This is a genomic window from Candidatus Binatia bacterium (assembly GCA_029248525.1).
Lineage (GTDB): Bacteria > Desulfobacterota > Binatia > UBA12015 > UBA12015 > UBA12015.
On sequence record JAQWJE010000015.1, the window covers coordinates 1 to 25,819 of the forward strand.

The 25,819-nt window shown below is 59.4% G+C and carries 22 protein-coding genes; 10 read left to right on the forward strand and 12 right to left on the reverse strand.

Annotation, left to right across the window (positions count from 1 at the left end):
• From P8K07_04360 to P8K07_04375, 4 genes are all read right to left on the reverse strand, one after another.
• On the reverse strand, positions 1-191 hold a 191-nt coding region (locus P8K07_04360), incomplete at its 3' end, for a hypothetical protein (GenBank protein MDG1957754.1).
• Between the two features lie 865 nt (positions 192-1,056).
• Positions 1,057-1,431: a Gfo/Idh/MocA family oxidoreductase gene (locus P8K07_04365; protein MDG1957755.1), complete on the reverse strand. Its 375-nt coding sequence runs from the start codon at positions 1,429-1,431 to the stop codon at positions 1,057-1,059.
• Positions 1,432-1,446: 15 nt separating this feature from the next.
• A complete protein-coding gene (locus P8K07_04370; protein ID MDG1957756.1) occupies positions 1,447-2,328 on the reverse strand; it encodes a glycerophosphodiester phosphodiesterase in 882 nt (293 codons plus the stop codon).
• A gap of 39 nt (positions 2,329-2,367) precedes the next feature.
• The gene (locus P8K07_04375) at positions 2,368-3,246 is read right to left on the reverse strand and encodes an endonuclease/exonuclease/phosphatase family protein (GenBank protein MDG1957757.1); all 879 of its coding nucleotides are present in this window, start codon (positions 3,244-3,246) and stop codon (positions 2,368-2,370) included.
• A 50-nt stretch (positions 3,247-3,296) separates the two neighbouring features.
• Between P8K07_04375 and P8K07_04380 the strand changes: the two genes are divergently transcribed.
• Entirely contained in the window at positions 3,297-3,686 is a 390-nt protein-coding gene (locus P8K07_04380) for a DoxX family protein (protein MDG1957758.1), read from the forward strand.
• A 132-nt stretch (positions 3,687-3,818) separates the two neighbouring features.
• Here P8K07_04380 and P8K07_04385 read toward each other — a convergent pair whose 3' ends face one another.
• Positions 3,819-5,321, reverse strand: coding sequence for a DUF1254 domain-containing protein (locus tag P8K07_04385; protein ID MDG1957759.1), 1,503 nt, complete (start codon positions 5,319-5,321; stop codon positions 3,819-3,821).
• Positions 5,322-5,457: 136 nt separating this feature from the next.
• On the opposite strand from P8K07_04385, the gene P8K07_04390 reads away from it, so the two are divergent.
• Entirely contained in the window at positions 5,458-6,543 is a 1,086-nt protein-coding gene (locus P8K07_04390; protein MDG1957760.1) for a DUF481 domain-containing protein, read from the forward strand.
• Here P8K07_04390 and P8K07_04395 read toward each other — a convergent pair.
• Positions 6,533-8,974, reverse strand: a complete 2,442-nt coding sequence (locus P8K07_04395) for a mechanosensitive ion channel (protein ID MDG1957761.1) — start codon at positions 8,972-8,974, stop codon at positions 6,533-6,535. The genes P8K07_04390 and P8K07_04395 overlap by 11 nt on opposite strands.
• A gap of 87 nt (positions 8,975-9,061) precedes the next feature.
• Here P8K07_04395 and P8K07_04400 point away from each other — a divergent pair, with 87 nt between their 5' ends.
• Both P8K07_04400 and P8K07_04405 read left to right on the forward strand, forming a co-directional pair.
• Entirely contained in the window at positions 9,062-9,484 is a 423-nt protein-coding gene (locus P8K07_04400) for a hypothetical protein (GenBank protein ID MDG1957762.1), read from the forward strand.
• Between the two features lie 104 nt (positions 9,485-9,588).
• On the forward strand, positions 9,589-10,440 hold the full coding sequence (locus P8K07_04405; protein MDG1957763.1) for a mechanosensitive ion channel: 852 nt from the start codon (positions 9,589-9,591) through the stop codon (positions 10,438-10,440).
• A gap of 42 nt (positions 10,441-10,482) precedes the next feature.
• Here the strand turns inward: P8K07_04405 and P8K07_04410 are convergent, their stop codons facing one another.
• Positions 10,483-13,074: an AsmA-like C-terminal region-containing protein gene (locus tag P8K07_04410; protein MDG1957764.1), complete on the reverse strand. Its 2,592-nt coding sequence runs from the start codon at positions 13,072-13,074 to the stop codon at positions 10,483-10,485.
• Positions 13,075-13,282: 208 nt separating this feature from the next.
• On the opposite strand from P8K07_04410, the gene P8K07_04415 reads away from it, so the two are divergent.
• Positions 13,283-14,893, forward strand: coding sequence for an ATP-binding cassette domain-containing protein (locus P8K07_04415; GenBank protein MDG1957765.1), 1,611 nt, complete (start codon positions 13,283-13,285; stop codon positions 14,891-14,893).
• 127 nt (positions 14,894-15,020) lie between these two features.
• On the forward strand, positions 15,021-15,848 hold the full coding sequence (locus tag P8K07_04420) for a YiiX/YebB-like N1pC/P60 family cysteine hydrolase (protein ID MDG1957766.1): 828 nt from the start codon (positions 15,021-15,023) through the stop codon (positions 15,846-15,848).
• Between the two features lie 69 nt (positions 15,849-15,917).
• Here the strand turns inward: P8K07_04420 and P8K07_04425 are convergent, their stop codons facing one another.
• From P8K07_04425 to P8K07_04445, 5 genes are read right to left on the reverse strand one after another with little or no spacing between them, the layout of a single operon-like run.
• Positions 15,918-16,820, reverse strand: coding sequence for an alpha/beta hydrolase (locus P8K07_04425; protein MDG1957767.1), 903 nt, complete (start codon positions 16,818-16,820; stop codon positions 15,918-15,920).
• A 55-nt stretch (positions 16,821-16,875) separates the two neighbouring features.
• Positions 16,876-18,834, reverse strand: a complete 1,959-nt coding sequence (locus P8K07_04430) for a sialidase family protein (GenBank protein MDG1957768.1) — start codon at positions 18,832-18,834, stop codon at positions 16,876-16,878.
• 27 nt (positions 18,835-18,861) lie between these two features.
• Complete coding sequence (locus P8K07_04435; GenBank protein ID MDG1957769.1) at positions 18,862-20,370, reverse strand: ATP-binding protein; 1,509 nt, start codon at positions 20,368-20,370, stop codon at positions 18,862-18,864.
• Positions 20,371-20,430: 60 nt separating this feature from the next.
• Entirely contained in the window at positions 20,431-20,916 is a 486-nt protein-coding gene (locus P8K07_04440; protein ID MDG1957770.1) for an SRPBCC family protein, read from the reverse strand.
• Positions 20,917-20,940: 24 nt separating this feature from the next.
• Positions 20,941-21,879 carry a helix-turn-helix domain-containing protein gene (locus P8K07_04445; protein ID MDG1957771.1) on the reverse strand — a complete coding sequence of 313 codons (939 nt, stop codon included), beginning with the start codon at positions 21,877-21,879 and terminating at the stop codon, positions 20,941-20,943.
• Positions 21,880-22,003: 124 nt separating this feature from the next.
• Here P8K07_04445 and P8K07_04450 point away from each other — a divergent pair, with 124 nt between their 5' ends.
• Genes P8K07_04450 through P8K07_04465 form a run of 4 tightly spaced genes read left to right on the forward strand, consistent with a single transcriptional unit; the run spans position 22,004 to position 25,627 of the window.
• On the forward strand, positions 22,004-22,399 hold the full coding sequence (locus P8K07_04450) for a hypothetical protein (protein ID MDG1957772.1): 396 nt from the start codon (positions 22,004-22,006) through the stop codon (positions 22,397-22,399).
• Positions 22,383-23,066 carry a GTP cyclohydrolase I FolE gene (gene folE / locus P8K07_04455; GenBank protein MDG1957773.1) on the forward strand — a complete coding sequence of 228 codons (684 nt, stop codon included), beginning with the start codon at positions 22,383-22,385 and terminating at the stop codon, positions 23,064-23,066. Before P8K07_04450 ends, folE begins: the two co-directional genes overlap by 17 nt.
• A 39-nt stretch (positions 23,067-23,105) precedes the next feature.
• A complete protein-coding gene (locus P8K07_04460) occupies positions 23,106-24,602 on the forward strand; it encodes a deoxyribodipyrimidine photo-lyase (protein ID MDG1957774.1) in 1,497 nt (498 codons plus the stop codon).
• On the forward strand, positions 24,599-25,627 hold the full coding sequence (locus P8K07_04465; GenBank protein MDG1957775.1) for a cyclopropane-fatty-acyl-phospholipid synthase: 1,029 nt from the start codon (positions 24,599-24,601) through the stop codon (positions 25,625-25,627). The genes P8K07_04460 and P8K07_04465 overlap by 4 nt, the downstream gene beginning before the upstream one ends.
• Positions 25,628-25,819: the final 192 nt, after the last annotated feature.

The following is a 25,819-nucleotide window of genomic DNA, read 5'->3' on the forward strand; positions in this document are numbered from 1 at the left end:
TTCTCCGCGCACCCGGCCACGTTCGGCGTCTTGCCCAGGACCTCCTTCGCTCGCTCCTTCTGGAGGCACAGTTCGCGTTTGCCCAGCGCCAGAAGCTTCTTCTTCTCGCACTTTTCCTCGTCGGTTGCGGCGAGGGCGGCGCTCGTGAGCGCCAGGCTCAGAATCAGGGTCCAGATCGTCGTCTTGGTCATGTCGGCCTCCTTATGCAACGGGGTTCGGGCACCGAGGTTTATCAGCCCCCCCCCGCAGGAACAACAGCATTTCTGCTGGCTTGATCTCATGCCGCCTTCCGGCCCAGCCGAGTTTCGCGCACGCCATCGTCTCAGCAGGTGGGCCAGGAAGGCCGCAAGGGGTAGCCTTCTTCCTCAGGTGGTTATCGACGGTCCCAAGCCCGGATGCTCGTGAAGCGAGCCGATTTTGATGTTCACGGTCCCCTCGCCTCCCCCGCGCAGAGATTGCCGACGACGCGAACGACCCCGACTTGGTGGACGGTAGGAAACATGAAGGCCCTTTTTGCCCCAGCGGCGCTCTATTCGTCAAGCCCAATTCTGCCACCGGCAGCGTTTCCCGCTATTCGCGCCCGCGGCGAAGCCCTTTAACGCGCTGAGATGGATCCGTACCCGGGATCGCAGTCTTGATTAAAATCTCGAGCCGGAGATCAATCTCCTGCCGCGGGGGTGAGGGGAAAGCGGCAGCCTTTATTCCCTCCAGTGCAGCCGAAACGCGACCCCCAGGAACCCTCTCCGACGCCCTGAGCGCCCGTGTACGCCACGAAGGAATCCAGTCAGGATCTCCCAGCCAGCGGATCACCTGCGGGCCTCTCAGAGCGATTCCCGAACAGAGCATCAAGCATAGATTGACTGGCACGCCTCTGGCACAGACTGGCACCGATTCCGTGCCAGTTTCGCTTTTCCTTCTGGCACGCCTCTTGCACGGACTCCACATAGCTCCAGACCACTCCAGACGACGAAAGCCCCGAGGCTCATAGGCTTCGGGGCTTTCGCTCTGTGGTCTGGAGTGGTCCCGAGTGGTCCCGAGTCATCCCCCGTAAAAGTGCTAACGGGAGTGAAACGCCTCGACCAACACGCGGTCCGCATCCTTGGCGGCCTCGACCATCTCGGTCGCTTCGGCGGCCGACAAGGCGAACGGTTTTTCGCACAGGACGTGCTTTCCGGCCCGCAAGGCAGCGATAGTCCACGCCGCGTGTTCCGAGGGGGGCAGGGGCACGTAGATCGCGTCCACGGGAGACGCGATCACGGCGGCATAGTCGTCCATGACTTCCGGGATGTCATGTTTTGCTGCGAACCCCTCGGCACGATTGCGGTCGCGAGCCGCGATGTGGGTGACGGCAACACCCGCGTGTTTTGCCGCCGGTTGCAGCAAGGCGGCGGGGGTGATGCCGGCGGCGCCCAATGTGCCGAAGGTGAACATCGCGCAGGTTCGGGTTCAGTTTTGCGCGTCGATCATCTCACGCAGAAGCGCTGGATCGTTGGTAATCATGCCGTTGAGACCCAGGTCGAGCATCTCCTGGATCCTATCGGCCGTGTTGATATCGAAAGCATCGACGCGCAATCCGAAGCGGCGTGCCTTGGCCACAAAGTCCGGGGTGAGAACCGTCAGGCCGGAAAATGTAGGCGGTACCTGCAATGCCGGCGACGGCGGTTCGTAGCTCTCTTCCAGCTCGGGTGTCATGAGAAAGAAATAAGTGACCTCATCCTGCGAGAATGCGGTCCAGATCTCGGGGGCGGCCTCCCGAAAGGCGCTGATATGGTCCTGGCTGAAGGAGGCGACCAACGCCTTGTTTGCCCGGTTGTAGGCCCGAAGGCTTTCGGCGAGCTGCGGGATGTCGCTCAGGGCGACGCTGCTTTTGATCTCGACATTCACCGGCACCCCCGGAAAGGCGGCCAGGACCTCGTCGAGCTGAGGGACTACGAGTCCCTGTCCGCGGTAAGGGTAGGTCGCGCCGCCGTCCTGCGTGTAGTTATAGCCGGCGTCGAGTTCCTGGATCTCGGCCAGTGTCAGTTCATTCACGTAGCCCGAACCATTGGTGGTGCGGTCTACTCGGTCATCATGGATCACGACCAGAATGCCGTCGCTGGTGGTGCGCACGTCGAACTCCAGCACGTCGGCGCCCACCTCGAGAGCGGTCCGGAAGGCCTCGATGGTTGCCTCGGGCGCGATCTCATTGCCGCCGCGGTGGGCGATGTCGAGGATCTGGTCGGTATCGAATGCATTGCGGTTGTCCTGACTGGAGCCGGAACAGGCGGCTGTCAGCAAGACGAGAAGGGCCATGGCAATACGGGCGGATGCTTCGCGAAGATTGGACATGGAACCTCTCTGGCAGAGATCCGCCGGGATCGAAAGCCCTCAAGGGGCGGGATTGGCCTGCTGCAGCGAAAATCGGGCAAAGAGGGCCGGATGATCGCTCAAAGGCTCGCCGCGCAGGACCAGTGCGCGGTCTTCTCCGGCCTCTCGTACCGTAACAATGGTGTCCCCACCGCTGCGAACCAGAATATAGTCCAGAATCTCCCAGCTCGTGGGGGCTGTGGGGTGTGCGCCGCTGTCTACCAAGCCGAGGCTTTGCGTAAACGATTTGAGCAGAGCTTGATCCAGCGGGTTGTCTGCATCCAGATTGAGGTCGCCGGCGACAATCAGCGCATGGTCGCCGACTTCGCGCTCGAGGACCGCGCGCATGGTTTCGAGCTGGCTCTGCCGGGCCTCGCGATCGTCGCTGTCGCTGCCGGCATCCATATGGGTGTTGACCACAAACAATCGCATGCCTGTAGGTGAGATGAGGCGCAGCAATTGAAATCCCTTGGTCGCCAGACAGTCGTTTGCGCCCGTGAGCCAGCCTGAGCAGGTGGCAAAAGGATAGTTCTTGGTGTCCATCTGCCAGCCGGGAGCGAGCCGCGAGATCGTGGTCAGTCCATCGCCCGAGCAGAAAGCACACCAGGGCATCCGGCTCGCGGAGCCCCGCTCGATGCGCTTGGCATCGGTGCCCTCGAGAAGCTTCTCATGATGGTTGAAGTCTTCCTGCAGCAGGGTCAGATCATAGCGGTCGGCATGCGTGCCGATCACCGGGAATCGGGATTCCGGATCGTCGCCGGCAATCCAGCTCGGCAGCCCATGGGTATTGTAGACCAGCAGTGCAAAGTCGTCGGCGAAAGCCGGAGAAGCGCCCCAAAGCACGAGGCTCAGGAACAGAATCCAGTGCCTGCGGAGTTTAAAGGTTCTTTTTTGGATCATCCTCAATCCCTTTTGCTGGATTCCCGTCATCGCTTCGGGCACATAGAGGTATGTCGCGAGTGAAAAGAATCTTTCTCTACCTTCTCTCTGCCAACCTCTGCTACGTGGGGTTCGCGCATCTGCTCTCACCTGACTTCTTTGTCAACATTATCCCCCCGGGTCTACCGAATCCGGAGTGGCTGAATGTTCTTTCCGGGCTGGCAGAGATCGTCATCGGCGTCTACTTGCTCGAGCCGCGCACGCGGATCTACGCGGCCTGGGGTGCGATCGCGCTGGCGATCGCTGTGTTCCCGGCCAACATGCATATGTTTCTCGAGAATGTGGGCCCCGAGGGGCCGGGCACCGGCAATCCGACGGTCAATATCGTACGTCTGCCCTTCCAATTGCTTTTTGTCGCCTGGGCCTGGTGGTTTACGCGGCCTGATGAAACGACTGGCTGAGTGGCCGAAATTCACGCGGGCTCGGGGAGGGCCCGCGTGACTCCCGCTTGAGCTCCGCTGCGCCGGAGCCTCCCGCTCCATCCTGCGATCGCAGGATACATCCCCCGATCGCAGGATGCCGGAGTGATTTGCTCAGCTGATCTTTTCGATATCGCCGGGCTGCCAGGTTTGATCAAACCAGCTCTGTAGCGGGCCATAAAGCCTCAGGATCGAGAACCAGGCCTTCCCGGGGACGGTGGCGATCCAGTTGGCTTCCTTGCCCGCAGGTGCCTTGGGGCCGAAATAGATATCGGTGGTCCCATCCGGGTTGGAGACGAGGTCCCTGTTCCTCTCGTTGTTTTTGCTGGGGTAGGGTTGCTCGGTCTGCAGCATCGAGCGAGTCTGCGGGTCATAGACCACCACCGACCAGAAGTCCTTGGCCGGAATATTGGCCGGCAGGGTCAGCTTGTAGTTTTGCGCGCCATCGAGATAGTCCCCTTCGGAGTCGCGTGCGGACAGGGCATATTGCGACCCCGCTCCGATCATTTGCAACACCATGGCGGGGGTGTTGACGGTCGCGATATAAAAGAAGACCGTGCGGGCATCGAGATTGCGACCGCCTTTGCCACCGTCGCGCAGCCAGCGGTAGTCCGCGCCGTCAAAGGCGACGAACCACTGTTTGTCCTTGTAGATCCTGATGGTCTCCGATCGCGGGTCGAAGACCAGAGCTCGAGCCGTTGCGTTGCCGATCGCGACGGCTTCGGTCAGGGTTTTTTTGGTTTTTGCATCCGGATCGAACTTCTTGCCTTTCTCGATGCCGATACTGGCCAGAAGTCCGCGCAACTCGGGGTCGAGGAACTCAATGGGTTCACGCTGAATCACGTCGTCGATCTCGACGAAGAACTCGTAGTTATTGGCATGGATCGTATTGACCTGATCGCCCGTGCCCGAGATGAAGTTCATGGTCGGAGGTTTGCCGGCCTTGGCAAGCGGATAGATCTTCAGACCATCCTTCCACATCTTGGTGGCGGCGTCGGGCTTGCCGTCTTTGAGGAAGCCCCGCAAAACAAGGAAATTCACATTGCTGGGGGAGACGGCCGTGAAATAACCGTCCGGGATCTCGCCCTCGTAGTCCGGCGGAAGAATCAGGTACTTCCCCCCCTTGCCGCGGTCGGGTCCCGGGGCACCCATGTCGACAACGAAACGGAAGAACGCATCGTTGACGGTGCCGGGGCCGGCACCGGCCGGGATTTCGACGACGGTGGGACCGTCGCGTTCCGTATTGAGAATACAGGTCGCATAGACAGTGTCGGTATTTCCCGTGAGAAAGAGTGAGTCCGAGGTCATGAGTTCGTCAAAGATCACGCAGTCGTTGGCGGCCTTGACCCCGATGCTGGCGAGACCTGCGCGTAGACCTTCGAGGGAGGCAGCGGGAACGAAATTCAGAAACGATTCCGTGCCTCGGATCAGCTCGAGGTTTTCATAGAGGATCTCGACGGTCTTTTCCGTGGGCATTCCGTCGAAGAATTCCAGCGTCCCAATTCGTGTATCGACGCGATCGGGGGTCAAAAGCGACTCGGGGATCGTGTTGTTGAATCCCGGCGTAGCGGGCGCGGCGATCGCCGAAGTTCCCGCCGCGAGGAAGAGTATGGTCATCAGGCGGCAGAAGCGTTGGGCCAATTTTGAGGTCGGGATTTTTCGGATTCGCATACATTCTCTTATCGCTGACTTGGCGGATCGTCCACTCGGAACGGTTTGACAAGCGCTGTCGGGACATCTTGGAATGGAAGCCATGAGAAGGCAGTTGTGGGGGATAGCGGGGGCGGCGACATTTTTTCTTGCGGTCGGGGTGTTGCCCGCCGGTGCCGACCTTTTGGAGACCAAGGGGCGGAGCTATCTCGGGACACTCGATTCAATGCGCCAAGGCGACGTCACCTTCGAGATTGACGCAATCGATGAGACGGTCGTGATTGATCTGGACGACGTGACGAACCTGCAGACCGATGGTCCGCGCTTTGTCGTTTTCGGGACCACCAATAGCGCGACCGGCGTCCTGTTGGGTATCCGCGATGGCTCTCTCGAAGTTGCACAGGAAAACGAACCGACGATTCAGGTGCCGGTTTCGGAATTATGGAGTGTCGCTGATCCGGCGGCAAACTTTGTCTCGGCATTTTTGGGCAATTATTTACGTTACTGGTCGGGGAACCTCGACCTCGGGATCACGGCGACCCAGGCAACGACAGATACATCGCAATTTCTGATCTCGGTTGGCGGAAAAAGAGAGAAAGGCGATCTCGAGATTGACCTTTTGGCCAGCTACCGCTCGGGCCGTCAGAAAAATAAGGGGGAGGCTCCGACGAAAAGTCAGGACGAAATCGATGGTCGTTTCGGCGTTCGCTACGATATCAAGAAACCAATTTTCCTTTTTGGTGAAATTCAGGCGACCTATGATGCGATTCAGTTCCTGAGCCTGCGCACCCAGCCGGTGGCCGGCGTAGGTTATGACCTCATCGATACGGATGATGCCAGCTTGAGTACGAAGTTAGGTACCGGCTGGATTTATGAGCGGTACTTTCCGAATAGCTGCACCGATCCGGGGGTCGATTGCACCGATAGCTATGCCGCTCTTTCGTTCGGTATCGAGGGCGACTGGGAGCTGCCCTGGGATGCGGAGTTGAGCGGAAGTATCAGTTATCGCCCGTCTGTGACGGATTGGTCAAATAATTATCTGATTCAGGCCAAGGCCGCGGCGACGCTACCTCTGACGTCGCATCTGAACTTCAAACTCTCGGTCAAGAACGACTACAACAATCAGCCTTCCGAAGATGCGATTCCCAACAGCTTTTACTTCAACGTTGCGCTTTCGATTACTCTTTAGACGGCTCCACGATATGCAGGTCTCGTTGGGGGAACGGAATTTCGATTTCGGCTTCGCGCAAGGCGTTGCCGATCGTGATGAGCAATTCGCTGCGAATGATCACCCATTGATCGTTTCGCGTCGTCCACGCCCGAAGCGAGAAGTCCAAGGAGCTCTCCCCGTAGCCGGTCATGATTGCGGTCGGCGGCGGTGCCTTGAGGATACCTTCGTGCTCCTGTGCGATCTTCTGAAGGATTTGCAGAACCTTCACCGGGTCGGTGCCATAGGCGACGCCGATGGCAATTTCGATGCGCCGTGAGTTGTCCGAGAGTGTCCAGTTGGTGAACTCCTGGCTGATGAATCGCGAGTTCGGCACCACGCGTTCGGCACCATCGAAAGTCTGTAAAGTGCTGGAGCGGAGGCCAATTCTCTTCACTGTGCCCAATGTTCCTTCGACGTCGACGGTATCGCCAACCTGCAAGGGGCGCTCGAAGAGCAGGATCATTCCGGAAACGAAATTATTCACCACATCCTGCAGGCCGATACCGATACCGACGCCGAGGGCGCTGATGATCAAGGCGAATCGGCTCATGTCGATTCCGGCGGCGGCAGCAGAGGACAGGGCTCCGAGCACGATCACGATATAGCCGGTCAGGACGGAAGTCGCGTAGGGCACGCCGCGCGGGAGATTGGCGCGTGGTAGAACGTCCTCGTCGAGAACGAAGCGAATCAGTCGGGAGAGGTAGACGGAGACCCACAGGACCAGGCCCGCGCTCAAGATATCGCCCAGTGATAGTCCGAAACCGCCAATCCCGATGGGGTAGTCGATGATCTTGTGCCCGTAGCTGGCGAAGATATCGGCGATGCGGAAGCGGGCGAGGATCAGCCACCCCCACAGAAGCCAGAGAAATTTGGTCGCGACATCGGTCAGGCGTTCGCGAATCGCCGTCTCATGGCGCCGAACCATACGTAACTGCCGTGCCGTCTCGGAGCGCATGCTGACCAGCAGGCAGAAGCGAAAAATCTGCGGAACGGCCACCACCGCAATAAACGAGATCCCGGTAAAGAGCGTCGCTTCGGTGAGCATTTGGGCCAGGGTCACGTTCCCGGCGATATTTGCCCCGATCGCCACCGAGATCAGAACAAACGCGGCGCGGAGTCCCTGGTCGCGTCCGGCATGCCATTCATCGGGATGGGAGTGGCGGCGCAGGGTCCAGCCGATGATGAAGAGCGCTAGCAGCCCTTCGCCAAGCAGCGACAGGCGGTTCGCTAGCGGGACGGGAAACATGAAGGTCCGGAGGGCATCGATCAGCATCCATAAGCCAAGCGCGTAGAGTGTCTTCCGGACCTCAGGGCCCACCAAGGGCGACAAGAAGAGAATCATCGGGCCTGTCAGGGCGACCCAAGTGAAGCTGACCGCGGAAGGTGGGCGGTCCGGGAGCAGCCAGGGAATGGCAACAATGGCCAGCAGCAACCCGCCGGAGATCGGTCGCGAAAGCGCCCGAAGGATTTTCTCGATTTCGGGTTCATGCCCCAACTCATTCAGGGCAAAGCGTCGCAACGCCGTGACTGCGGCAGCCAGAATCACAACCAGCAGGATGAAGCCGAGGACGCCGGTGCGGTCCTTCTCGAGGTAGGCAAGAAGCCCTTTGAAGGGTTTTGTGTAGGTTTCGGGACGTACGTCTTTCGAGTAGGCCACGGGGTTCCAGAGAGCAGCACTCTCGCGAATAAATAGGTTCTGCGATTGTTCCTTGCGGACGGTAGCGGTCTGTTCGAGGACGGTACGGGGGTAGTCGAGGAGCGCCGTCACCCGTTCCTGCAACGTCAGGACTTCAGCGCGGCGGGCCTCGAGCAGGGACTTTGTCCCCTGGAGCGCCTGAAGCGCATCGGACACAGCTTGCTGGTTGGGGGGGTCGAGTTGCGCCTTTTCGCGACCGGTGACATGCCAGGGGCCGCCCAGCGTTGCCACCTGATCAATGCCGTCGGTCAGTTTTTTAATGCGATCCGACAGCTGCTTGTTCCAACCACTCAGATTGTCTCGGATACCCATCCACTTGGCTTCAAAGTTGTCGATATTTCCCGGCGAGGTCTCGACAGTGATCTTTTCCCAATCCTCTTCGGCCTGATCGGGCAGGGCGGCCTCGAGGTCGTCGAGACTCCCGGCCACCTCGTTGGCAATATCGGACTCGCCTGCGGTCGTGCGGAGATCCTGCAGCTTTGTCTGCAGCTGATCCCAGCCCAGCAGGATCTCGGCGACGGAGATCGGCGCGATCGGCGAGGGCGTGGGGGCTGACGAATGCAGCGGAGCGGGGGGCGTCGCGAACTGCGCCTCGGCTGCATCCTTGAGTGACAGGGTGGCGAATGGTACCAGCAGGAAAAGCGTGAAGGTCAGGGAGAGGCGCTTTCGAGCCCTGGGCCCTAACTTTTTTTTCTTGAAAAACAATTTTTTCATGATTTCCACGGACCGCTGTGATGACCCCAGCGAGATTGTGTCTCAAGGATCCTGTTCGATGTCCAATTTGCTTGAGGAGAGTAGCGCATGAAGATTCTGACACGATTTTTACTGGTTCTGGCCACATTGAGCGTGGCGTCTTCAGGCGCTGCTTCTGACGATACCTATTCCAAGGCTTTAAGGGTATTCAAGGAGGCGGGCCAGAGTGAGGCCTATTTTTCCAAGGCGTACGGCTATGCGCTGTTTCCCACCGTCGGCAAAGGCGGCTTTGTCATCGGCGGGGCTCACGGAAGCGGTCGGGTCCATGCTGGCGGGAATTATGTCGGAGATACCTCGATGACGCAGCTGAGCGTGGGCCTCCAGGCCCGCGCGAGCGCCTCGAATTCGGCAGCGACGAATGTGGGCCAGGGTTGGACCAAGGGAATGGCCGTATTCACGGTCGCCAAGGGTGGGCTGATGTACGAGGCGACGGTGGGTGGACAGAAGTTCAGCTACACCGCCCGCAAATAATTTCCGCAGGGCAATGTCTGCGGGTATGGAAATTCGCTTGACTCCGGAGCTTCGTCCCGGAGGCTTGCTCAGTGATTTGAGGACGTAAGTCCAGGAGGTTGAAAGTGGAAGAGTATCAGGAATTATTGGGTCAGGGCGCAGGGCAGATGGTGGATTTGGTTTCGCAGTGGGGACTTCAGGTCCTGGGTGCGATCGGCGTACTGATTATCGGCTGGTGGCTGTCGAGTCGCATTTCGGCAACGACCCGACGCGCGTTGGAGCGCGGCAAAGTCGATGCGACGCTCGTGCCATTCTTCAGCAATATGGCTTACTACCTGGCTCTTGCCGTTACGATAATCGCAGTCCTCAATCTTTTCGGAATCGAGACGACTTCCCTGATCGCGGTGCTCGGTGCCGCAACGGTTGCGATTGGCTTGGCGTTGCAGGGGACGCTCTCCTCTTTCGCCTCCGGAGTGATGCTTCTGATCTTTCGTCCGTTCAAGGTCGGCGATTTCGTCGACATCGGTGGGGTCACCGGAAGCGTGATCGAGGTTTCGCTCTTTACCACTCTTCTCCACACACCGGATAACGTGGCGATCATTGTCCCGAACTCGAATGTCTACGGTGCGGTGATCCGGAACTTCTCGGCCAACACGACGCGCCGTCACGACATCACCATGGGCATTGGATACGATGACGATATCGGTGTGGCGATGGACACTCTGCGCAAAGTCCTCGAGGCCGACGCCCGCGTCATGCAAGATCCGGCGCCATTCCTCGGTGTCGTCGAGTTGGCCGACTCCTCGGTCAATATTCTGGTTCGTTGCTGGTGCGAGTCGAAAGACTTCTTTGTCCTGAAGACCGACCTTCTTCGTGAGTTCAAGGAGAAGCTCGAAGCCGCTGGTTGCTCGATCCCTTACCCGCAGCAGGATATTCATGTTCATCGCGAGGAGGCGGCACAGTCGACTTCCGCATAGGTTCTCGAAGCGAACCGACCGCGGTCGTGCCGGCGAAGTCGCTCAGGGTTGTGAGGCTTCGCCGGGTTTTTCGCTGTTCGTTCCTGCTTGTGGCGCCGCCGCTGCCTCTTCCGATTTTTTGGAGGGCAGCAGGGCACCGAGCAGAGCCGAAGAACCGCCAAGCGTGACGCCGTCAAGAATCTGACCGACGAGTTTTCCCCCGCGGCTCGATACGGCTTCGCCCGCCCCTTGGGTGACTACGGCATATTTTGGGTCCGCAAAGGGGCCGCTGACTGCGATATTGATCGGCAGGGACAACAGGCCCTCGGCCGTCCCGAGGATCGCATGGATCGGTTTGATACCCTTCAGTAGGCCGGCGACCGATGGACCGACGCGTGGATTGATTTTCATATCGATCGCCCCGGGCCCTTTGAGATCGACCGTGCCGAAGGCTTGAATATTGCCGATGGCGCCGCCTGCCTGAAGATCCTTGATCCGTGCTGTTCCGCTCTCGATCTCGATCGAACCGTCAAGTTTGGAGAACGCGAAAGCGCCCATCAGGTTGATCCCGGTCGCTTTGGCCAAGAGGTCGAGAGCTTTGAACCCCTCCAGCTTGCCATCTCGTAGGTGTAAATTGATCGACCCGTTTAATCCGTCGATGGCCGGTGCAGGGATCGGTTCCCGCGAGAGTCCGCTGGTTTCAAATTGTAGCTTTCCCCCGACAGTGGTGCTCCCGGCGAAAGCGTCCATCAGTGGTTGGAGTCGGATTCCCTTTCCCGAGCCTTTCCACTGGAGTCGGTCGGCGCCGACTTCGGAGCTGTCGATTTGGAAGTCAATATCGCCCTTCGACACGTCGCTACCGGTAACCTCGACGTGGATTTTATCCACGGTCCGGCTGAATTCGGCTTTCATCTTCCCGACATGGACATCGCGGTAGCGGGATTGATCGATGTCCAGGTGAACGAGAAGCGGGTCGGCCTTGGTGGCTCGTTTTTCCGCGACGGTTTCCGGCAAGGGAATTTTTTCGATGGGCGGTGGCGCCTCCTCATCGATCGGCTTGGCATCGAGGAAGGGCTGCACAAGTGAGGTCAAGTTCATGTCCTTGATGTTCACAGTGACTTCGGTCGTCTTCTCGATGGTTGCCGTGATCGAAAAATTGCCTGCATGCGGTGGGTTCGTTCCCTCGATGGCGGTGGTGATCGAACCATCTTTTTTGCTCTGGAGCTCGGTTTTCAGAATGAAGAACTCCGGCGTTTTCGCCTTGGGCAAAAGAACCGCCAACTTGTTGCTGCCGCTCAGAGTGAGGCTCGCGTCCGCGTCGCTTTGAACCTTGATCTCTCCATTCAGGGGGAGGGCACCGAACTCCTTGGCGGTATCGAGACCGCCAAGTGCGAGAGCCGTTGCGACCGGAAATTCTTGAGCTTCGATCTGAATCGAAAATGACGAGGTTTGCGGAGAAGCGGAACCGCGGGCCTTGAGGTGTCCTTCGCCCAGTTTAATCTTGAGCTCGGCGATCTCCAGCATATCGCCTCCCTTCTCGAGCTTTGAACTGGCTGTGATTCCGATCTTCAACTCGCGAGCGCTTACCGGGCTGCCCTCGATCCGCAGCCCTTCGATAGCGACCTCGGTCTTGATATCCAGCGGGCCTGCAAGGGTGCCCACGGCTTGAATCGAACCGTCGAGTTCCCCCAGGATCTTTGGGCGCGAGGGCGAGGGGGGGAGAAAGGACAAGACCGACCCAAGGGAGAGGTGATCAATTTCGGTACTCGTGTCGAGGTGGAGTGATTGCATCAGGGACGGACTGGCCAATCCGGACAAGATGATTTCGCCGCTGAGGCTGCCAAATTGCTTGCCGGATTCCTTGCCGGAGAGCTTCATTTCGGCCTTGAGGTGGTCCTCTCCATCGTGTTGTGCCTGAATCGCGAGGTTCAGAGTTTTGATCGCTTCTTTTCCGTTGCCTCCCCCGGAGCCTTGGCTCGCTTCAACCTGAAGCTTCCAGTTCCGCGGGTTGTTCCTTTCATTGAGCGAGAGTTGGGCCTTGATCTCTGCGTGGACCTGGGCCCCCGTGCCTGTGGCGTTTTGATTGCGCCAGTGGAGGAGGCTTGTGAGCGATCCCTGCTTTCCCGCTTCGAGATCTTCCAGGCGCAGGGATTCTGCCTCAATCACGGTGTCGCCGCTCTGGTGGATTTGTCGGTATGTGAAATCCGAAAGAACCCCAAGGCCGACGCTGAAGGGCAGACGGAGGGCTGTTTTGGTGGTGTTTGCTTCCGCTTCTGGAGCAACCGGGTTTGCCTCACTCAGGGACGCACTCTCGGCCGGGGCATCCGTGAGCACGAGGGTTCCTTGCTGAATTTCGACGCTTTCGATGGCGATCGGCGCATTCCCGAAGAGGGAGAGGAGGTCGATCGCAATCGAGCCGGACTGCAGGGACGCTTCAATTCCGGCTTCCTCGTATCGATACTGCGCGTCAGTGAGAACCAGCTTGCCGCGAAGGTCGAGGCGACCATGAGCGGCATCGAGAGTCCCGATGCCGCCGAGGCTCAGAGCGGGGGTCAGGACGTGCTGAAACCCGAAGGGTGTCTGGATGAGCCACAGGAAGCCGGCGAGCAAGATCAGCCCCGAGAGCGCGAATTTGAGGAATTTGCGAAAAAACATCCTTGCTGGGCGTATCTGGCGCGGGAAGGTGATGCCATCCCGCGCCCTCCCGAATTCGGGCGGGCCAAGGATCCCGTGCGGCGGTGCTCGGCCTGGAATTGCTTTCAGCTCGGCTCTCGCAAGCCCCGCCAACAGTGAATTTTCTGTGCCCAGCTTGAGAACTGGGCTCTCCAGCACTAAGCATCGGCGTGCCCGAGGAGAACGACTGATGATCTTTGCCGAGAAACTTACCCTGGATTTTCACGGGCGCATCCTCTTCGAGAATGTGAACGCCAAGTTCGTACCGGGCAATTGCTATGGTCTGATCGGCGCCAATGGCGCGGGGAAGTCCACCTTTCTTCGCTGCTTGTCGGGAGAGCAGGAGCCCAGTTCGGGAGCCGTGACGGTCCCGGGAAACCTCCGGTTGAGCATGCTCAAGCAGAACCACTTCGAGTACGACGATGTGGAAGCGCTGCAAGCGGTCATCATGGGGCATCAACGTTTATCCACGGTCATGGCCGAGAAAGACGCGATTTACGCGAAGCCGGACTTCTCGGATGAAGACGGGATTCGCGCCGGAGAACTCGAAGAGGAGTTTGGTAACCTCGATGGTTGGAACGCGGAGTCGGACGCCGGCCAGTTACTGAACTCGTTGGGGATCGAGGAGGCGCGGCACGGTCGTTTGGTAAAGGATCTATCCGATAACGAGAAGGTTCGTGTGCTGCTCGCGCAGGCTCTTTTCGGCGATCCCGATATTCTCCTGCTCGATGAGCCGACCAACCACCTCGATGTCGACTCGATCTTGTGGCTGGAAGAGTTTCTCTACGGGTTCAAAAATACCGTAATTGTCGTCTCGCACGACCGTCACTTCCTCGATCGTATCTGCACTCACATCGCAGATATCGATTACCAAAAAGTCGAGATTTATACCGGGAACTACAGTTTCTGGTACGAGGCGAGCCAAATGGCTCTGCATCAGCGTCGGCAGGCGAACCAGAAGAAAGAGGACAAGATCAAGGAGCTGCAGGCGTTTATCCAGCGCTTCAGTGCCAACGCATCGAAGTCGCGTCAGGCGACCTCTCGGAAGTCCCTGCTCGACAAGATCACGCTCGACGAGATCAAGCCGTCATCCCGAAAATATCCCTGGGTGGAATTTCCGTCGGGCGAAAAGCCGCTCGGGAAAGAGGTTCTGGCGATCGACAAGATCAGCCTCTCCGTTGATGGAGAGCCTTTGTTCACGGATTTGAGCTTCACGGCGAGCAAGGGCGAGCGGATCGCGATCGTCGGCAGTGATTTGGCGGTGACGGGGCTTCTCGAAGTACTCGCGGGAATGCGCGAGCCCGACGCGGGCGAAGTGAAACGCGGCCACACCGTCAATCTGGGCTGTTTTCCGAAAGATAATACGCAGTTCTTTGATACCGATCTCAATCTGACCAACTGGTTGCGCCAGTTCACCGAGAATCAGGAGGAGAATTTCGTCAGGAGCTTCCTGGGTCGGATGCTCTTCAGTGGCGACGAGGTGGAGAAGAGTGCCCGCGTTCTTTCGGGCGGCGAGAAAGTCCGCTGTATGCTGGCGAGTATCATGCTGCAGGCGCCGAACGTGATGGTGCTCGACGGACCGACGAATCATCTTGATCTCGAATCGATCACTGCCTTGAATAATGGCCTCCTGAAGTTCGACGGGACCATGGTCTTCGCCAGCCACGATGTCCAATTCGTCCAGTCGCTCGCAAGCAGAGTCATCGAACTCGACGGCACCGAATTCTTCGATCTCAATATGGGTTACGAGGCCTACCTCGCGAATGCCGACCGCCGTGCACGGCGCGGGCTCGCTGCCTGAGTCCGGTAACACTGCCAACTTGGTCCGATTTCGCTCTGTTCAGAGAGCCTTCCGGCGGCCAGATGTCGGCGCCAAGCCCGTTGCCGCTGATCTTGTGAATGAACGGAGAGGCCAATAAAGGAAGAGGGTGAATTGGCTGCGCGCGAAGGCTTTTGGTTGGGGAGCAGCTTACCTGACCCGACCTCGCGAAGGAGAAGCCTCGGGTCCGCCGGTCAATCCCGAGATGCTCCGACGCACCTTGCGTCGCGGCGATGTGCTGCTGGTGGAGGGTAATCAGCGGGTCAGTGAGGTGATCAAATTTCTGACCCAAAGCTCCTGGTCTCATGCCGCGCTCTATTTGGGCTCGCCGGTAAAGGGGCTCCCGGAGAGCCTCCCTCCTGGAGTCGCCGCGTCGCGTGAGGCGGGCGACAACCATTTATTGATCGAGGCTGTCCTTGGGGAAGGTGTGACTCTGAGCCCCTTGTCGCGCTACGACGGTTTCAATCTGCGGATCTGTCGCCCGGTTGGACTTCGTCAGGAGGACCTTGAAACGGTCGTTGGCAAAACGGTCAGCCAGCTCGGCTCCCGCTACAATGTGCGGCAAGTCTTCGAGTTGGCGCGTTATCTATTTCCGGTGGAATTGATTCCGGCACGATTCCGTCGCAAGGCGCTCGAGGCGACCAGCGAACTTACCCACGAGGTGATTTGCTCGAGCTTGATTGCGCAGGCCTTTCAGGATGTGGGCTTTCCGATCCTGCCTCACCTTCTCGCGCAAGAACCGCCGGAATCCCGGAGTGCGTGGTCCCCCTTGCGGGTCTGGCGGCGCCCCTACTCGGGTTTGTTCGAGCATAAGAAGTCGCAACTCATAACGCCACGAGATTTTGATTTGTCGCCTTATTTTGAGGTCGTGAAACTGCCGGTGGACGGAGCCGAGGGGTTTGACTACCGACGGATGCGCTGGATTGAATCCGAGTAGGCCGCGGGAGCGCCATCTCCGCGGCGAAAGGAATCCTCATGCAGTTTCATTTTGGGCGGCGTTTCGCTTCTAGCTTGTCGACACGTGCTTGTTGAGGAACTGCGCGAGACCGGCAACCGCGTCGCGTGACTCCGGGACATCATCACCGAAGGCGTGCCAGACATGGACCATGTCGGGCCAGACTTCGAGCTGCACGGAAACGCCGGCCTCCTTGGCCTTTGCCGCAAAGCGGGTGGAATCATCCCGGAGGACTTCCGCCTCGCCCACCTGCAGCAGGAGCGGCGGCAGGCCAGATGGGTCAGCGTAAAGGGGTGATGCGGTAGGGGTGTCCGCGGCCGCTTGTTCGCCGAGATACCAACCGGCCATCTCAAGCAGACCCTCCATGGTGACCACGGGGTCGACCGCGGCCTTTTCGGTATTCGAGGGACCGGTGCCCGCGAGGTCCAGCCATGCGGAGAGGCCTGCGGCTGCCGCCGGTAGAGGTTCTCCGGCATCGCGCAGCGCCAATAGCGTCGCGACCGTCAGACCACCGCCTGCTGAGTCTCCGGCGATGACGGTCTTGTCAGGGGCAATGCCGCTGTCGCGCAGGAATCGGCAGGCCGCCAAAGCATCCTCGACTGCGGCGGGGTGCGGATTTTCGGGGGCGAGTCGGTAGTCAAGGATCAGCACACGGCAGCCAAGCTCACGTGCGAGGCGTCCCGCGAGCGCTCGATGGGTCGCGATCGATCCGATCGCATAGCCGCCGCCATGCAAATATAGCAGGGCGCGGGAAGTGTCGCTGTCGGTAAATGAAATCCATTCTGCGGGAACACCGCCGGCGCTGATGGGTTCGGCCTTCATGCCGGCAGGCGCTGGCATGGCACCCATCATGGCTTCCATGCCCTCGCGGAGAACAGACACTTCGGCACCAGGGGCAAAGGGCGAGGCATCGCCCATCAGGGCGAGGACGGCGGTGTATTCGGGACTTGGCATTCTCTCACCCTAGCGTAACTTCGGGGTGGCTTGCACCTGCTCTTGCGACGAGAATCTACAAGGTCGGTCGGGGTTTGAGTGGAGTCGGACTCCTTAGCGCGCGGCTGGCACTGATCGCTTCGCTGGTGGTCAGCGGGCGGTCGTACACCAGAAGTCTCTCCAGCTGGCCGCCGAACGCGGCGCACAGGACCAGCTCGTCACCGCCGAGGTCGCCGAGCATTTTCGGAAGAAAAGACCAACCTTGGGATGTGTGGCCGCCGTCATCCAGGGTCTCGTCGACGACGGTCGAGAGGATGCGCGGACCTCCGTCGCATATGAAAGCGATCGTATGCGACTGCTCGTCCCAGATCTCGGGATGTCCCGACGCATTCGAGGCATGATGAACGTCTTCGCCGCAGCCGTCACGCAGGAGGAGCTCGACTTCGAGATCTTCGGTCAGGCGGATCGCATAGCCCCGCGTGAGGGTCTTCTCGGTCGGTCCCTCGCCGCGAGCGGCCGTGATGGTGGACCAGGCCTCGATGATTGATTCACCCGGTCGCAGGCTCTTTCGGTTGCCGCGCAGTTGCAGGATGATCGTGAAGCCGCCGCGCGATCGGATGTCGACGAGCGCCGGCGCATCTAAGGCAGCGCGCGCTGCGCCTGAAACAGGCGAGTCGGGTTGGACATCCAGAGATTTGGCTTCCGAGGGCAGCTCATCGAGTTCGGGCTGGTGTCGGAGCAACTCCAGCAAGCGCGGCTCGACGATATGGTAGCGGACGCCGAGTTTGTTGGACTGCACAAAGGACAGGCGGCCATGCTGGTCTTCGAGCCAATCGGCATATCCCGGGCCGTCAACGATGGACCATTCCTCGTTCCAGTCGTCACGTTCCTCGTAGCCGGGCCCATCCCACCAAAGGACGATTTCCGGTTGATGCCAGCAGATATGGCCGTCGTCGGTCGAGCGCCCTGTGGTCAACCATAAAACGCGTCGGCCACAATATCCCGACCGTTCGGTGCGGCCATTATTATAGTAAAGGAGCGCGTATTCGCTGCCTGCGGTTGCCGATGGCGTGCGGAGTTCGCAGGGCGTGATCGCACCACGCGGGTTGCGTAAATATCCCGATGGACTTTGCGGCCGGGGTTTACCGTCAAAGTTCAACCAGAAGCTGGGCTCCCAATGCTTGCCGCTGTCGCTCGAATAGGAGGCCGCCAATTTTCCCGTCTCGGTGCGCCACAGAGAAAAGAGACGGCCCGGAATTTTTCCCACCGAGAGCACATGGGGTTCTTCGCCCAGCGCAAGCGCTCCGCCGGGAGCGCATAGGCCGGCATCGCCCTCGGGTAGAGTCTTCCAGGTTGCCGTGGTGGGATCCTCGCAGTGCAGGAAGTCCTTGCTGCAAAGGAAAAAAACCTCCGAGTGAGCCGTTTCGCCAGCCCCATCGGGGGTTTTCTGGAAGGCCATATAGACCGCGCCATCGATGATCGATGGCTTGTCGCAGAGGAACATCCCCATCGTGCGGCCTTCCCACGGGTTGGCACGGTCAATCCGCGTGCGTCGCACGGGCACGACGCCGCGCTGGTGGCTCCAACTCGCACCAGCATCGTCGGAAAAGCGGAAATAGTATCCTTCGTCCAGCTGCATATCGGTGCGAGAGAGGGTTTTGCCCGCGGGGTGCGCCCCGGAGTTGCAGCCGTAGAAAACGAAGATGCGGTCGGGTCGTCCCGGACGCCGTTGGACGAGTTGGTAGCCGTCGTGCGATTGGCGCTCGGGGTCAGGCTCGATCGCAGCGAGCGGCGTCCAGTTTCTTCCCTGATCGAAGCTCCGCGAGCCGAAGAGCCGCAAGCCCGGGCCGCCCTCGCGATTTTCCGAATGGTGAAGCACGACCGAAAGAGTCGGATGTTGCTGATCGGCGACCTCGACGGCCACGATGTTCTGGCTGTCGTAGTAACCGTTGCGATCGGAAATAATGGTGCCGGATTTCAGATCGCGCGAGTCGCGCGGGTCTCGGGCTGCCGGCAAGGAGTCAAGGCTGGGCATGGCCAATCTGTAGCGGATGTCCGGCCCTTATGGCGAGTCGTCGAGGGCGGGTGCAAGCGGATGCCCAGTCTCGGGTGATGTCGTGGCCGCATCGAACCTGAATTCTGCCGTGAAGTGGAACTCGCTACCCCTGCCTTCGACGCTCTCCACCCAGACCCGGCCACCGAGGAGTTCGACCAATTCTTTCACGATGGCGAGCCCCAGTCCGCTTCCCTCGGTTTCCTGATTGATCTGGTAGAAGGGTTGAAAGAGAAACGGGAGTGCCTGCGGAGAGATGCCGCAACCGGTGTCGGCGATCCGCAGGTGCAAATTGCAGCGATCGTTGTCCCTGCTGGCGAGTCCGACCTTGACGCGAATGGTCCCGCTCTCGGTGTATTTGATGGCGTTGGTTGTCAGGTTGGCGATGATCTGGCGGAGTCGGCCAGCATCTCCGAATAGCCGTGGGGGTAGCTTGGCATCGATCACCAGACGCAGGTGCAGGTCTTTTTCTTTGGCCAGTAGTTCGAGCCCAGCGCAGGCCTCTCGGATGACTTCTTCCGGCGAGAAGAAGGATTCCCGGAGAGTAAGCTTGCCCGCCTCCAGCTTCGAGAATTCGAGAAAATCATCGAGCAGCGAGAGCAGGGTCCGCGCGGCCGAGCGGGCCATGGTAAGGTACCCGCTCGCGGTTGGGGAAATGGTCTGATCGAGGGCCATATCGATCATGCCGAATACGATGTTCAGAGGCGTCCGTATCTCGTGGCTGGTCTGGGCAAGCACCGCACTCTTGGATGCACTATCCGCTTCGGCTCGCAGGCGGGCGGTTTCGAGGCGGATCTGCCGGCTCTCGTCTGGCGTCGCATTTTTCCCGACGACGAGGACGAGGTCACGCACGCCGTCCTTCCAAAAGGGCATCGAGCGAATATCAAGGTCGATGGCCTCACCCTCGGCTGTTTGCCGGCGCAGTTGGTAGCCAAAAAATTTATCGGCCCCGGTTTTCAGACGATCCTTCCCGCGTTGACGCGCGGCAATCAGTTCTTCGGGGGACAAGAGGTCGAGTACGTTGGTTCCCACGAGATTGGCGATGGAAATGTCGAGAACTTGTGAGGCGACAGTATTGGCGAACAGGATCGTGCCCAATTCGTCGTGGACGATCACCAAATCGGGGAGCGTGTCGATGAGACTGCGGTACTCGTTGGAAATAATATCCAACATGCTCCGGTGCTTGACCGTGATCAGGAGCACGGAGCACTCAGGGTCGGGCAAGGAGACTTTTGTGGCCATCGCACTCTGGCGAATCCGACCAGCGCGCTCGATGGTGATCGGGAAACTGGTTGGAATCTGTTTGTCGGCTCGAATGATCCGGTCGGCGATCGATTCTCCGAGAAGGGATCCGAGCGGTGCCGGATCGAATTCCGTCGCTTTTCGGTAACCGAAGAGAAAGCCTGCTTCCGGAGTCATCGCGAGGACGAGGTTTCCACGAATCAATAGTGCCGGCTGCGCGATATCGGCCAGGAAAGCTTGTTCTTTGCCGGCAGGAAGTGGGGTGGAATCATGCATGAGAGGTCTTCGAGAAACCTACCCTTGTCCCGTTCCGGTTTCTAGAGAAGCTCGCGGGCTTCAGGCGGCGTTCTCGCAGAGCTTCTTGAATCGGACCAGATCGCTATGGAATTGGTGCCGAAGTGCCGGTCGAAACAAGGTCATCCCCAAACGGCCCAAGGCACCCAGGGGCGCTGAAAGCCGCTCATCCCAATGCACGGCTGTCCCCGGCGTTCCGGCACGGTCGTGGAGGGTAAAGGTTCCCTCGCCTGTCACGAGACCGACGTGTTTCACCGACCATTTCTGGAGAGGTTCGAATTCCGTGACCTCCATATGGTCGGTCGTGCGAAGAAAGAGAATCTGCGTCGGCACACGCATGATAGTTCCCACTCCAACGGGCCCGTCTGTCAATTTTTCGATGGAGAGAGCGTCTTTCATCCACTCGGGCTGCAACTGCAGATCGACCAGAATGTCCCAGGTGGCCTGCCGGTCTGTCGGGACTTCGATCTCGGTGTGGATGGCCACAGCATTCCGGATCGGCTTGGCGGTGTACTCTTCGTTTTGCATGATCAGATCGATGGAAGCCTTGCTTCAGTTGGCGAGCGCGCGTTCGTCTCGCGAGACGGTCTCGCCGGTGATTGCCAGAAATCCTCGAGCGAATCCGCTGAATTCGACCATGGAATCGAAGGAATGTGCATTATACTTCTGTGCCAGATCGGCATCGAACCCGCCGCCGCCGACCACCGACGTCCCGCCGCATTTTGAAGTCAGCTCCCGCAATCCCTCGAGCTCGGCTTTCTGTGCTTTTGCGTCGAGGGTGTCGTTGGAGGTTCGCCAGATGATCTTTGCCTGATGCGAAGTGGCCATGGGCGCGAGCGCATCGAGGGGCAGGTTGGCCCCGGCATTGATGGCTCGGAACCCCAATTCCTCAAGCACGGCAGCGACACTTAGCGAGGGGAGCACGTATGGGTTGCCGGCGACAGCACCGCCGATCGCGAGGGGGGCGGTGCGCTCGGGTGCCGTGATCACGTTTCGAATCGTGTTGAGGGCCCGCACGCAATGCTCGACGGCGGTGTGCTCGATGGCGATCCCGGTCGGGTCGTCATGGTAAATCTCGCCGACATGCTGAAGGGAAATTCGAATGGGCCCATCGCAGATCTCGGCCACGGACGCGCCCGCGAGGAAAGCGGCGAACAATCGCTGCTCGACCTCGGGTCCACGTAATTCGCGGAACATTTCGGAGCACTCCCGGGGGAGAGCGTCCGTGGTGCGAGCGCCTGAGGCGCTGACGGCGGGCAAACCAATTCTCTCCGGGTCCGCGAGGGTGATTCCGGCCGCACGAATAAAGCGAACCGCCTCGGTCAGGGGAATTCGTCGGTGGCCGCCAGCGGTTCGACTTACACGGATTCGGCCGTCATCGACCCATCGCTTCAGGGAAGATTCGCTGGCCCCGATGGCCCGGGCGAGGTCTCGAGGGCTTAAAAAGGACTTGAGTTCCGGTTCCATTGGGCGAGTTTGAATGTTTTTCACGATATTACAATCCGAAAACAATAAATTTGTCGGAGAATCCTCTTGACGAGAGATCGTTATGAACGTTATGAACGTTTTGAACGTTTCACACACCTCATCGTAAGGAACCAAGGAGGAATGCCTGATGTCACCTTTTGAAATGCCGCAGACGAAATCCCGTTTGAACCCGCAGGAAGTGGACCGCATCAGCGAAGGGATGATCCTCGCCGGGGCGGTGGATGCTTGCCAGATGCCCCACAGTGGTGGGCAGGTCGGGGACTCGCCCGAGCGCTCCCTCGCCCGCGCAATCCTCTTCGACGCTGTTTCCTGCGCTGTACGCCACCATGCGTCACCGCTGCGGAACCAGCGAAGCGAGGCCAATGCCGCATTGGCCTGGATTCAGGACCCTGATGGGTCATGGTTCCTTTCTTTCCCGCGCATCTGTGATTCGCTCGGGATCGGCGAGGACTACTTGCGCGAATTGGTGATGCGCACCGTCATGGCGGAGCAAGGACAAGTGGATCATGCCGAGGCAGCCTGACCTGGGAAAGCTCCGCCGGGCCAACGGCAAGCCTTCCCCAAAGCTCGTCGTTGCCGAGCCCAAAGCAAAACCCGCGCTTCGGTCTGTGGACCAACCACGAGTTGAGGCGGCGGTCCGGGAGATTCTGCTCGCGATTGGAGAGAATCCGGATCGGGAGGGCCTCGTGGATACTCCCTCCCGGGTAGCACGCTCGTACGCGGAACTCTTCGGGGGGCTTTTCGAGAAGCCTGGCCGCCACCTTGGCAAGCTGTTCGACCATGAGGGCGCCGCATCGGATCTGATCGTGGTGCGGGATATCGAGTTCACCTCGGTTTGTGAACACCATCTGTTGCCATTCTACGGACGCGCGCAAGTCGCCTACCAGCCGGGAGGCGAGAAAGTCGTCGGCCTCAGTAAAATTGCACGGACAGTGGACGAGGTCGCACGTCGCCCGCAGATCCAAGAGCGTCTGGGTAGCCAGATCGCCGACCTGATGATGGAGCATTTGGGTGCGCGTGGCGTTGCCGTTGTGCTTGATGGACGGCATATGTGCATGAGTGGACGCGGGGCTCGGCAGGAATCGGCTTCGATGCGCACCACAGCGGTTCGCGGGGAGTTCGTAGAAGATCGAGCTCTCCGATCCGAGGCTCTGGGACTTTTGCTCGGAGAAAATACCCGTCTGGGTTAAGAAAGAGCCTCCGCACGCGGGGGAGGGGGAGAGAGGTTCATGGGGTTGACTGCGGTCCACTGGTTCCGTCGGGATTTACGCCTGGACGACAATACGGCTCTTCTCGAAGCGATCGACCGGGGTGACGAAGTTTATCCGCTCTTCGTCTTTGATGAGGATTTGCTGGGTCGCGAGGACACCGGTGGGCCTCGGGTCCAATTTCTTCTCGATAACCTCAACGCGCTCGCCAAAGAGCTTGAGGCTGCGGGCAGTCAGCTATATTTACGGCGCGGTAATATCGCATCCGAAGTCGCAACGTTTTGCGAGGACGTGAGCGCCGGACTTCTTTGCTGGAACCGAGACTACAGCCCCTATGCCGTGCGTCGGGACGAGGCGATCCGCACGAGCGCTGCGGCACGCGGCATCGAGGTGGCGATTTGCGAGGATCACCTGCTGGTCCCACCCGAGGCTGTCGTGAAAGACGACGGCTCGCCTTTCGTTGTCTTCTCTCCCTTTGCGAGGAGATGGCGTACCCAGCCGAAACGGCGTGCTCGCGAGTTTCCCGGTCTCGACGGTCTGCGGCCCGTCAAAGCTCATGACGTTGCATCGCTCGATTTTCCGCAAGCTGCAGATTTGGGTTACCCAGGCACGTTCCCGACCATGGATGCGGGAGAGAAGGCCGCTTTGGCCGCACTTGAGGTTTTTCTGGATGGGAAAGTGTTTCGCTACAAGGACACTCGGGATTTCCCGGATGTCGAGGGAACTTCCAGGCTCTCCCCGCATTTGAAGTACGGAACCATCTCGCCACGCCGGGTGTTTTTCGGAGTGGAGCGAGTTCTGGGACTGGACCTGTCGACCATTGATACAAAAAAACCTTCCGCAGATTTGGGCGAAGAGAATCGGAAGCGGGTCAAGCAGGCGGGGACTTTTCTCGACGAAGTTTGTTGGCGCGAGTTCTACTTCTCGATTCTTCACCATTTTCCCCACGTGGCGCACAGGCCCTTTCGCCGGTCGTTCGATGATTTCGTCTGGCCGGGAGACAAGGACGCTCTGCTGGAGAAATGGGTCGAGGGCGAAACAGGTTTTCCCATTGTCGACGCCGGGATGAGGCAATTGGCGACGACAGGATGGATGCACAATCGCTTGCGGATGATCTGCGCGATGCATTTGACCAAGATTCTTCTGATCGATTGGCGAGAGGGAGAGAAAGTATTCATGCAGCGGCTGCTCGACGGTGATCTGGCGCCAAATAATGGCGGCTGGCAATGGAGCGCTTCGACCGGAACCGATGCCGCGCCTTATTTCCGCATTTTCAATCCCTACCTGCAGTCCAAGAAGTTTGATCCAGACGGCACTTTCATACGAAAATATGTTCCCGAACTCCGAGACGTTGAGGGCGCCTCGGTTCACGAGCCCCACCTCGACCCACAGCTGCTGGAGAAAACCGGCTACCCGCCTCCGTGCGTGGACTACAAAGAAGCACGGGAGCGGGCCCTCGAGGTCCTCAAGCCCCGAACCCCTACCGGTCCTGCCGAAGATGCCGGCGGTAGTTCTTGATCACCGATATTGCTGAGCGTGGCTGGTTCCCGCAGCCGGCCGTCCGTTGGGGTATCCGGAGGTTGGTGCGCCAGCGCGAGTCGGAGGAGGTGCTCAGGCTCGCAGACGGGCGCCTTCCGGTTCTGCGCAGGTGGGTTGAGGAGATGCGCGCGAGTCCGGTCGCTATTGCTGCGGACGAAGCAAACGAGCAGCACTACGAGGTTCCGGCCGCTTTTTTTCAGGCCTGCCTCGGTGCACAGCTGAAATATAGCTCGGCTTTCTACCCGAAGGGAACAGAGACCCTTGACGAGGCCGAGACCGCGATGCTCGATCTTACCGCGACCAACGCCGAATTGGCGGATGGCCAGGAGGTCCTCGAGCTTGGCTGCGGGTGGGGATCGCTGAGTCTCTATATGGCCGAGCGCTATCCGAATTCGCAGATCACTTCGGTGTCGAATTCTGCGAGCCAAAAATATTTTATCGACGGGCAGGCGGCCACGCGCGGTCTTTCCAACCTCGCAGTGCTGACGGCTGATATGAATACGTTCACGGCCCCCGAGAGCCGGGAATACGACCGGGTGGTTTCGGTCGAGATGTTCGAGCATATGCGAAACTGGGAAAGCCTGCTGAACCGCATTCACCCGTGGTTGCGAGAGGAAGGCAAACTATTTTTGCATGTCTTCTCGCACCCGGAATTTTTCTACCCCTACGAGACTGAAGGCGAAGATAACTGGATGGGTCGACATTTTTTTACCGGCGGTATGATGCCGACCCACGATCTTCTCGACCATCTCGAAATTCCGTTTGCGGTTGAGGCAACCCTGCCTCTTTCCGGGCTTCATTACGCGCAGACGGCGCTTCATTGGCACGAGAATCTGATCGCTCGAAGATCCCATATTACCGATGTTTTGACGACGACGTATGGGAGTTCGGAGGCGCACCGTTGGTTCAATCGATGGTCGCTTTTTTTCCTCGCCTGCCATGAACTCTTTGCGCACAACGCCGGCCGAAGCTGGCAACTCGCGCATCATCGACTCACAAAGTGAGAGAGCCCGTCGAGAGTATCTCGAGTTGCGGTAGGGGAGCGCCCCTCAAATAGAAACGCCCGCCGGCAAAAGCGGGCGGGCGTTTCGGCAGTTCGTCGGGGGCACAATTCAGCTTTTGTGGTTGCCCCAGGTGTTCCAGTGCGTCAGCTCGCCTGCCGGCAGGCGCTTGGCTTCCTTGAAATCGTCGCCGGT

Coding starts and splice junctions, on each gene's coding strand:
- P8K07_04365 (MDG1957755.1), bottom strand. CDS start 1,431: ATGTTCACCTTCGGCACATTGGGCGCCGCCGGCATCACCCCCGCCGCC.
- P8K07_04370 (MDG1957756.1), bottom strand. CDS start 2,328: ATGTCCAATCTTCGCGAAGCATCCGCCCGTATTGCCATGGCCCTTCTC.
- P8K07_04375 (MDG1957757.1), bottom strand. CDS start 3,246: ATGATCCAAAAAAGAACCTTTAAACTCCGCAGGCACTGGATTCTGTTC.
- P8K07_04380 (MDG1957758.1), top strand. CDS start 3,297: ATGTCGCGAGTGAAAAGAATCTTTCTCTACCTTCTCTCTGCCAACCTC.
- P8K07_04385 (MDG1957759.1), bottom strand. CDS start 5,321: ATGACCATACTCTTCCTCGCGGCGGGAACTTCGGCGATCGCCGCGCCC.
- P8K07_04390 (MDG1957760.1), top strand. CDS start 5,458: ATGAGAAGGCAGTTGTGGGGGATAGCGGGGGCGGCGACATTTTTTCTT.
- P8K07_04395 (MDG1957761.1), bottom strand. CDS start 8,974: ATGAAAAAATTGTTTTTCAAGAAAAAAAAGTTAGGGCCCAGGGCTCGA.
- P8K07_04400 (MDG1957762.1), top strand. CDS start 9,062: ATGAAGATTCTGACACGATTTTTACTGGTTCTGGCCACATTGAGCGTG.
- P8K07_04410 (MDG1957764.1), bottom strand. CDS start 13,074: ATGTTTTTTCGCAAATTCCTCAAATTCGCGCTCTCGGGGCTGATCTTG.
- P8K07_04415 (MDG1957765.1), top strand. CDS start 13,283: ATGATCTTTGCCGAGAAACTTACCCTGGATTTTCACGGGCGCATCCTC.
- P8K07_04425 (MDG1957767.1), bottom strand. CDS start 16,820: ATGCCAAGTCCCGAATACACCGCCGTCCTCGCCCTGATGGGCGATGCC.
- P8K07_04430 (MDG1957768.1), bottom strand. CDS start 18,834: ATGCCCAGCCTTGACTCCTTGCCGGCAGCCCGAGACCCGCGCGACTCG.
- P8K07_04435 (MDG1957769.1), bottom strand. CDS start 20,370: ATGCATGATTCCACCCCACTTCCTGCCGGCAAAGAACAAGCTTTCCTG.
- P8K07_04440 (MDG1957770.1), bottom strand. CDS start 20,916: ATGCAAAACGAAGAGTACACCGCCAAGCCGATCCGGAATGCTGTGGCC.
- P8K07_04450 (MDG1957772.1), top strand. CDS start 22,004: ATGTCACCTTTTGAAATGCCGCAGACGAAATCCCGTTTGAACCCGCAG.
- folE (MDG1957773.1), top strand. CDS start 22,383: ATGCCGAGGCAGCCTGACCTGGGAAAGCTCCGCCGGGCCAACGGCAAG.
- P8K07_04460 (MDG1957774.1), top strand. CDS start 23,106: ATGGGGTTGACTGCGGTCCACTGGTTCCGTCGGGATTTACGCCTGGAC.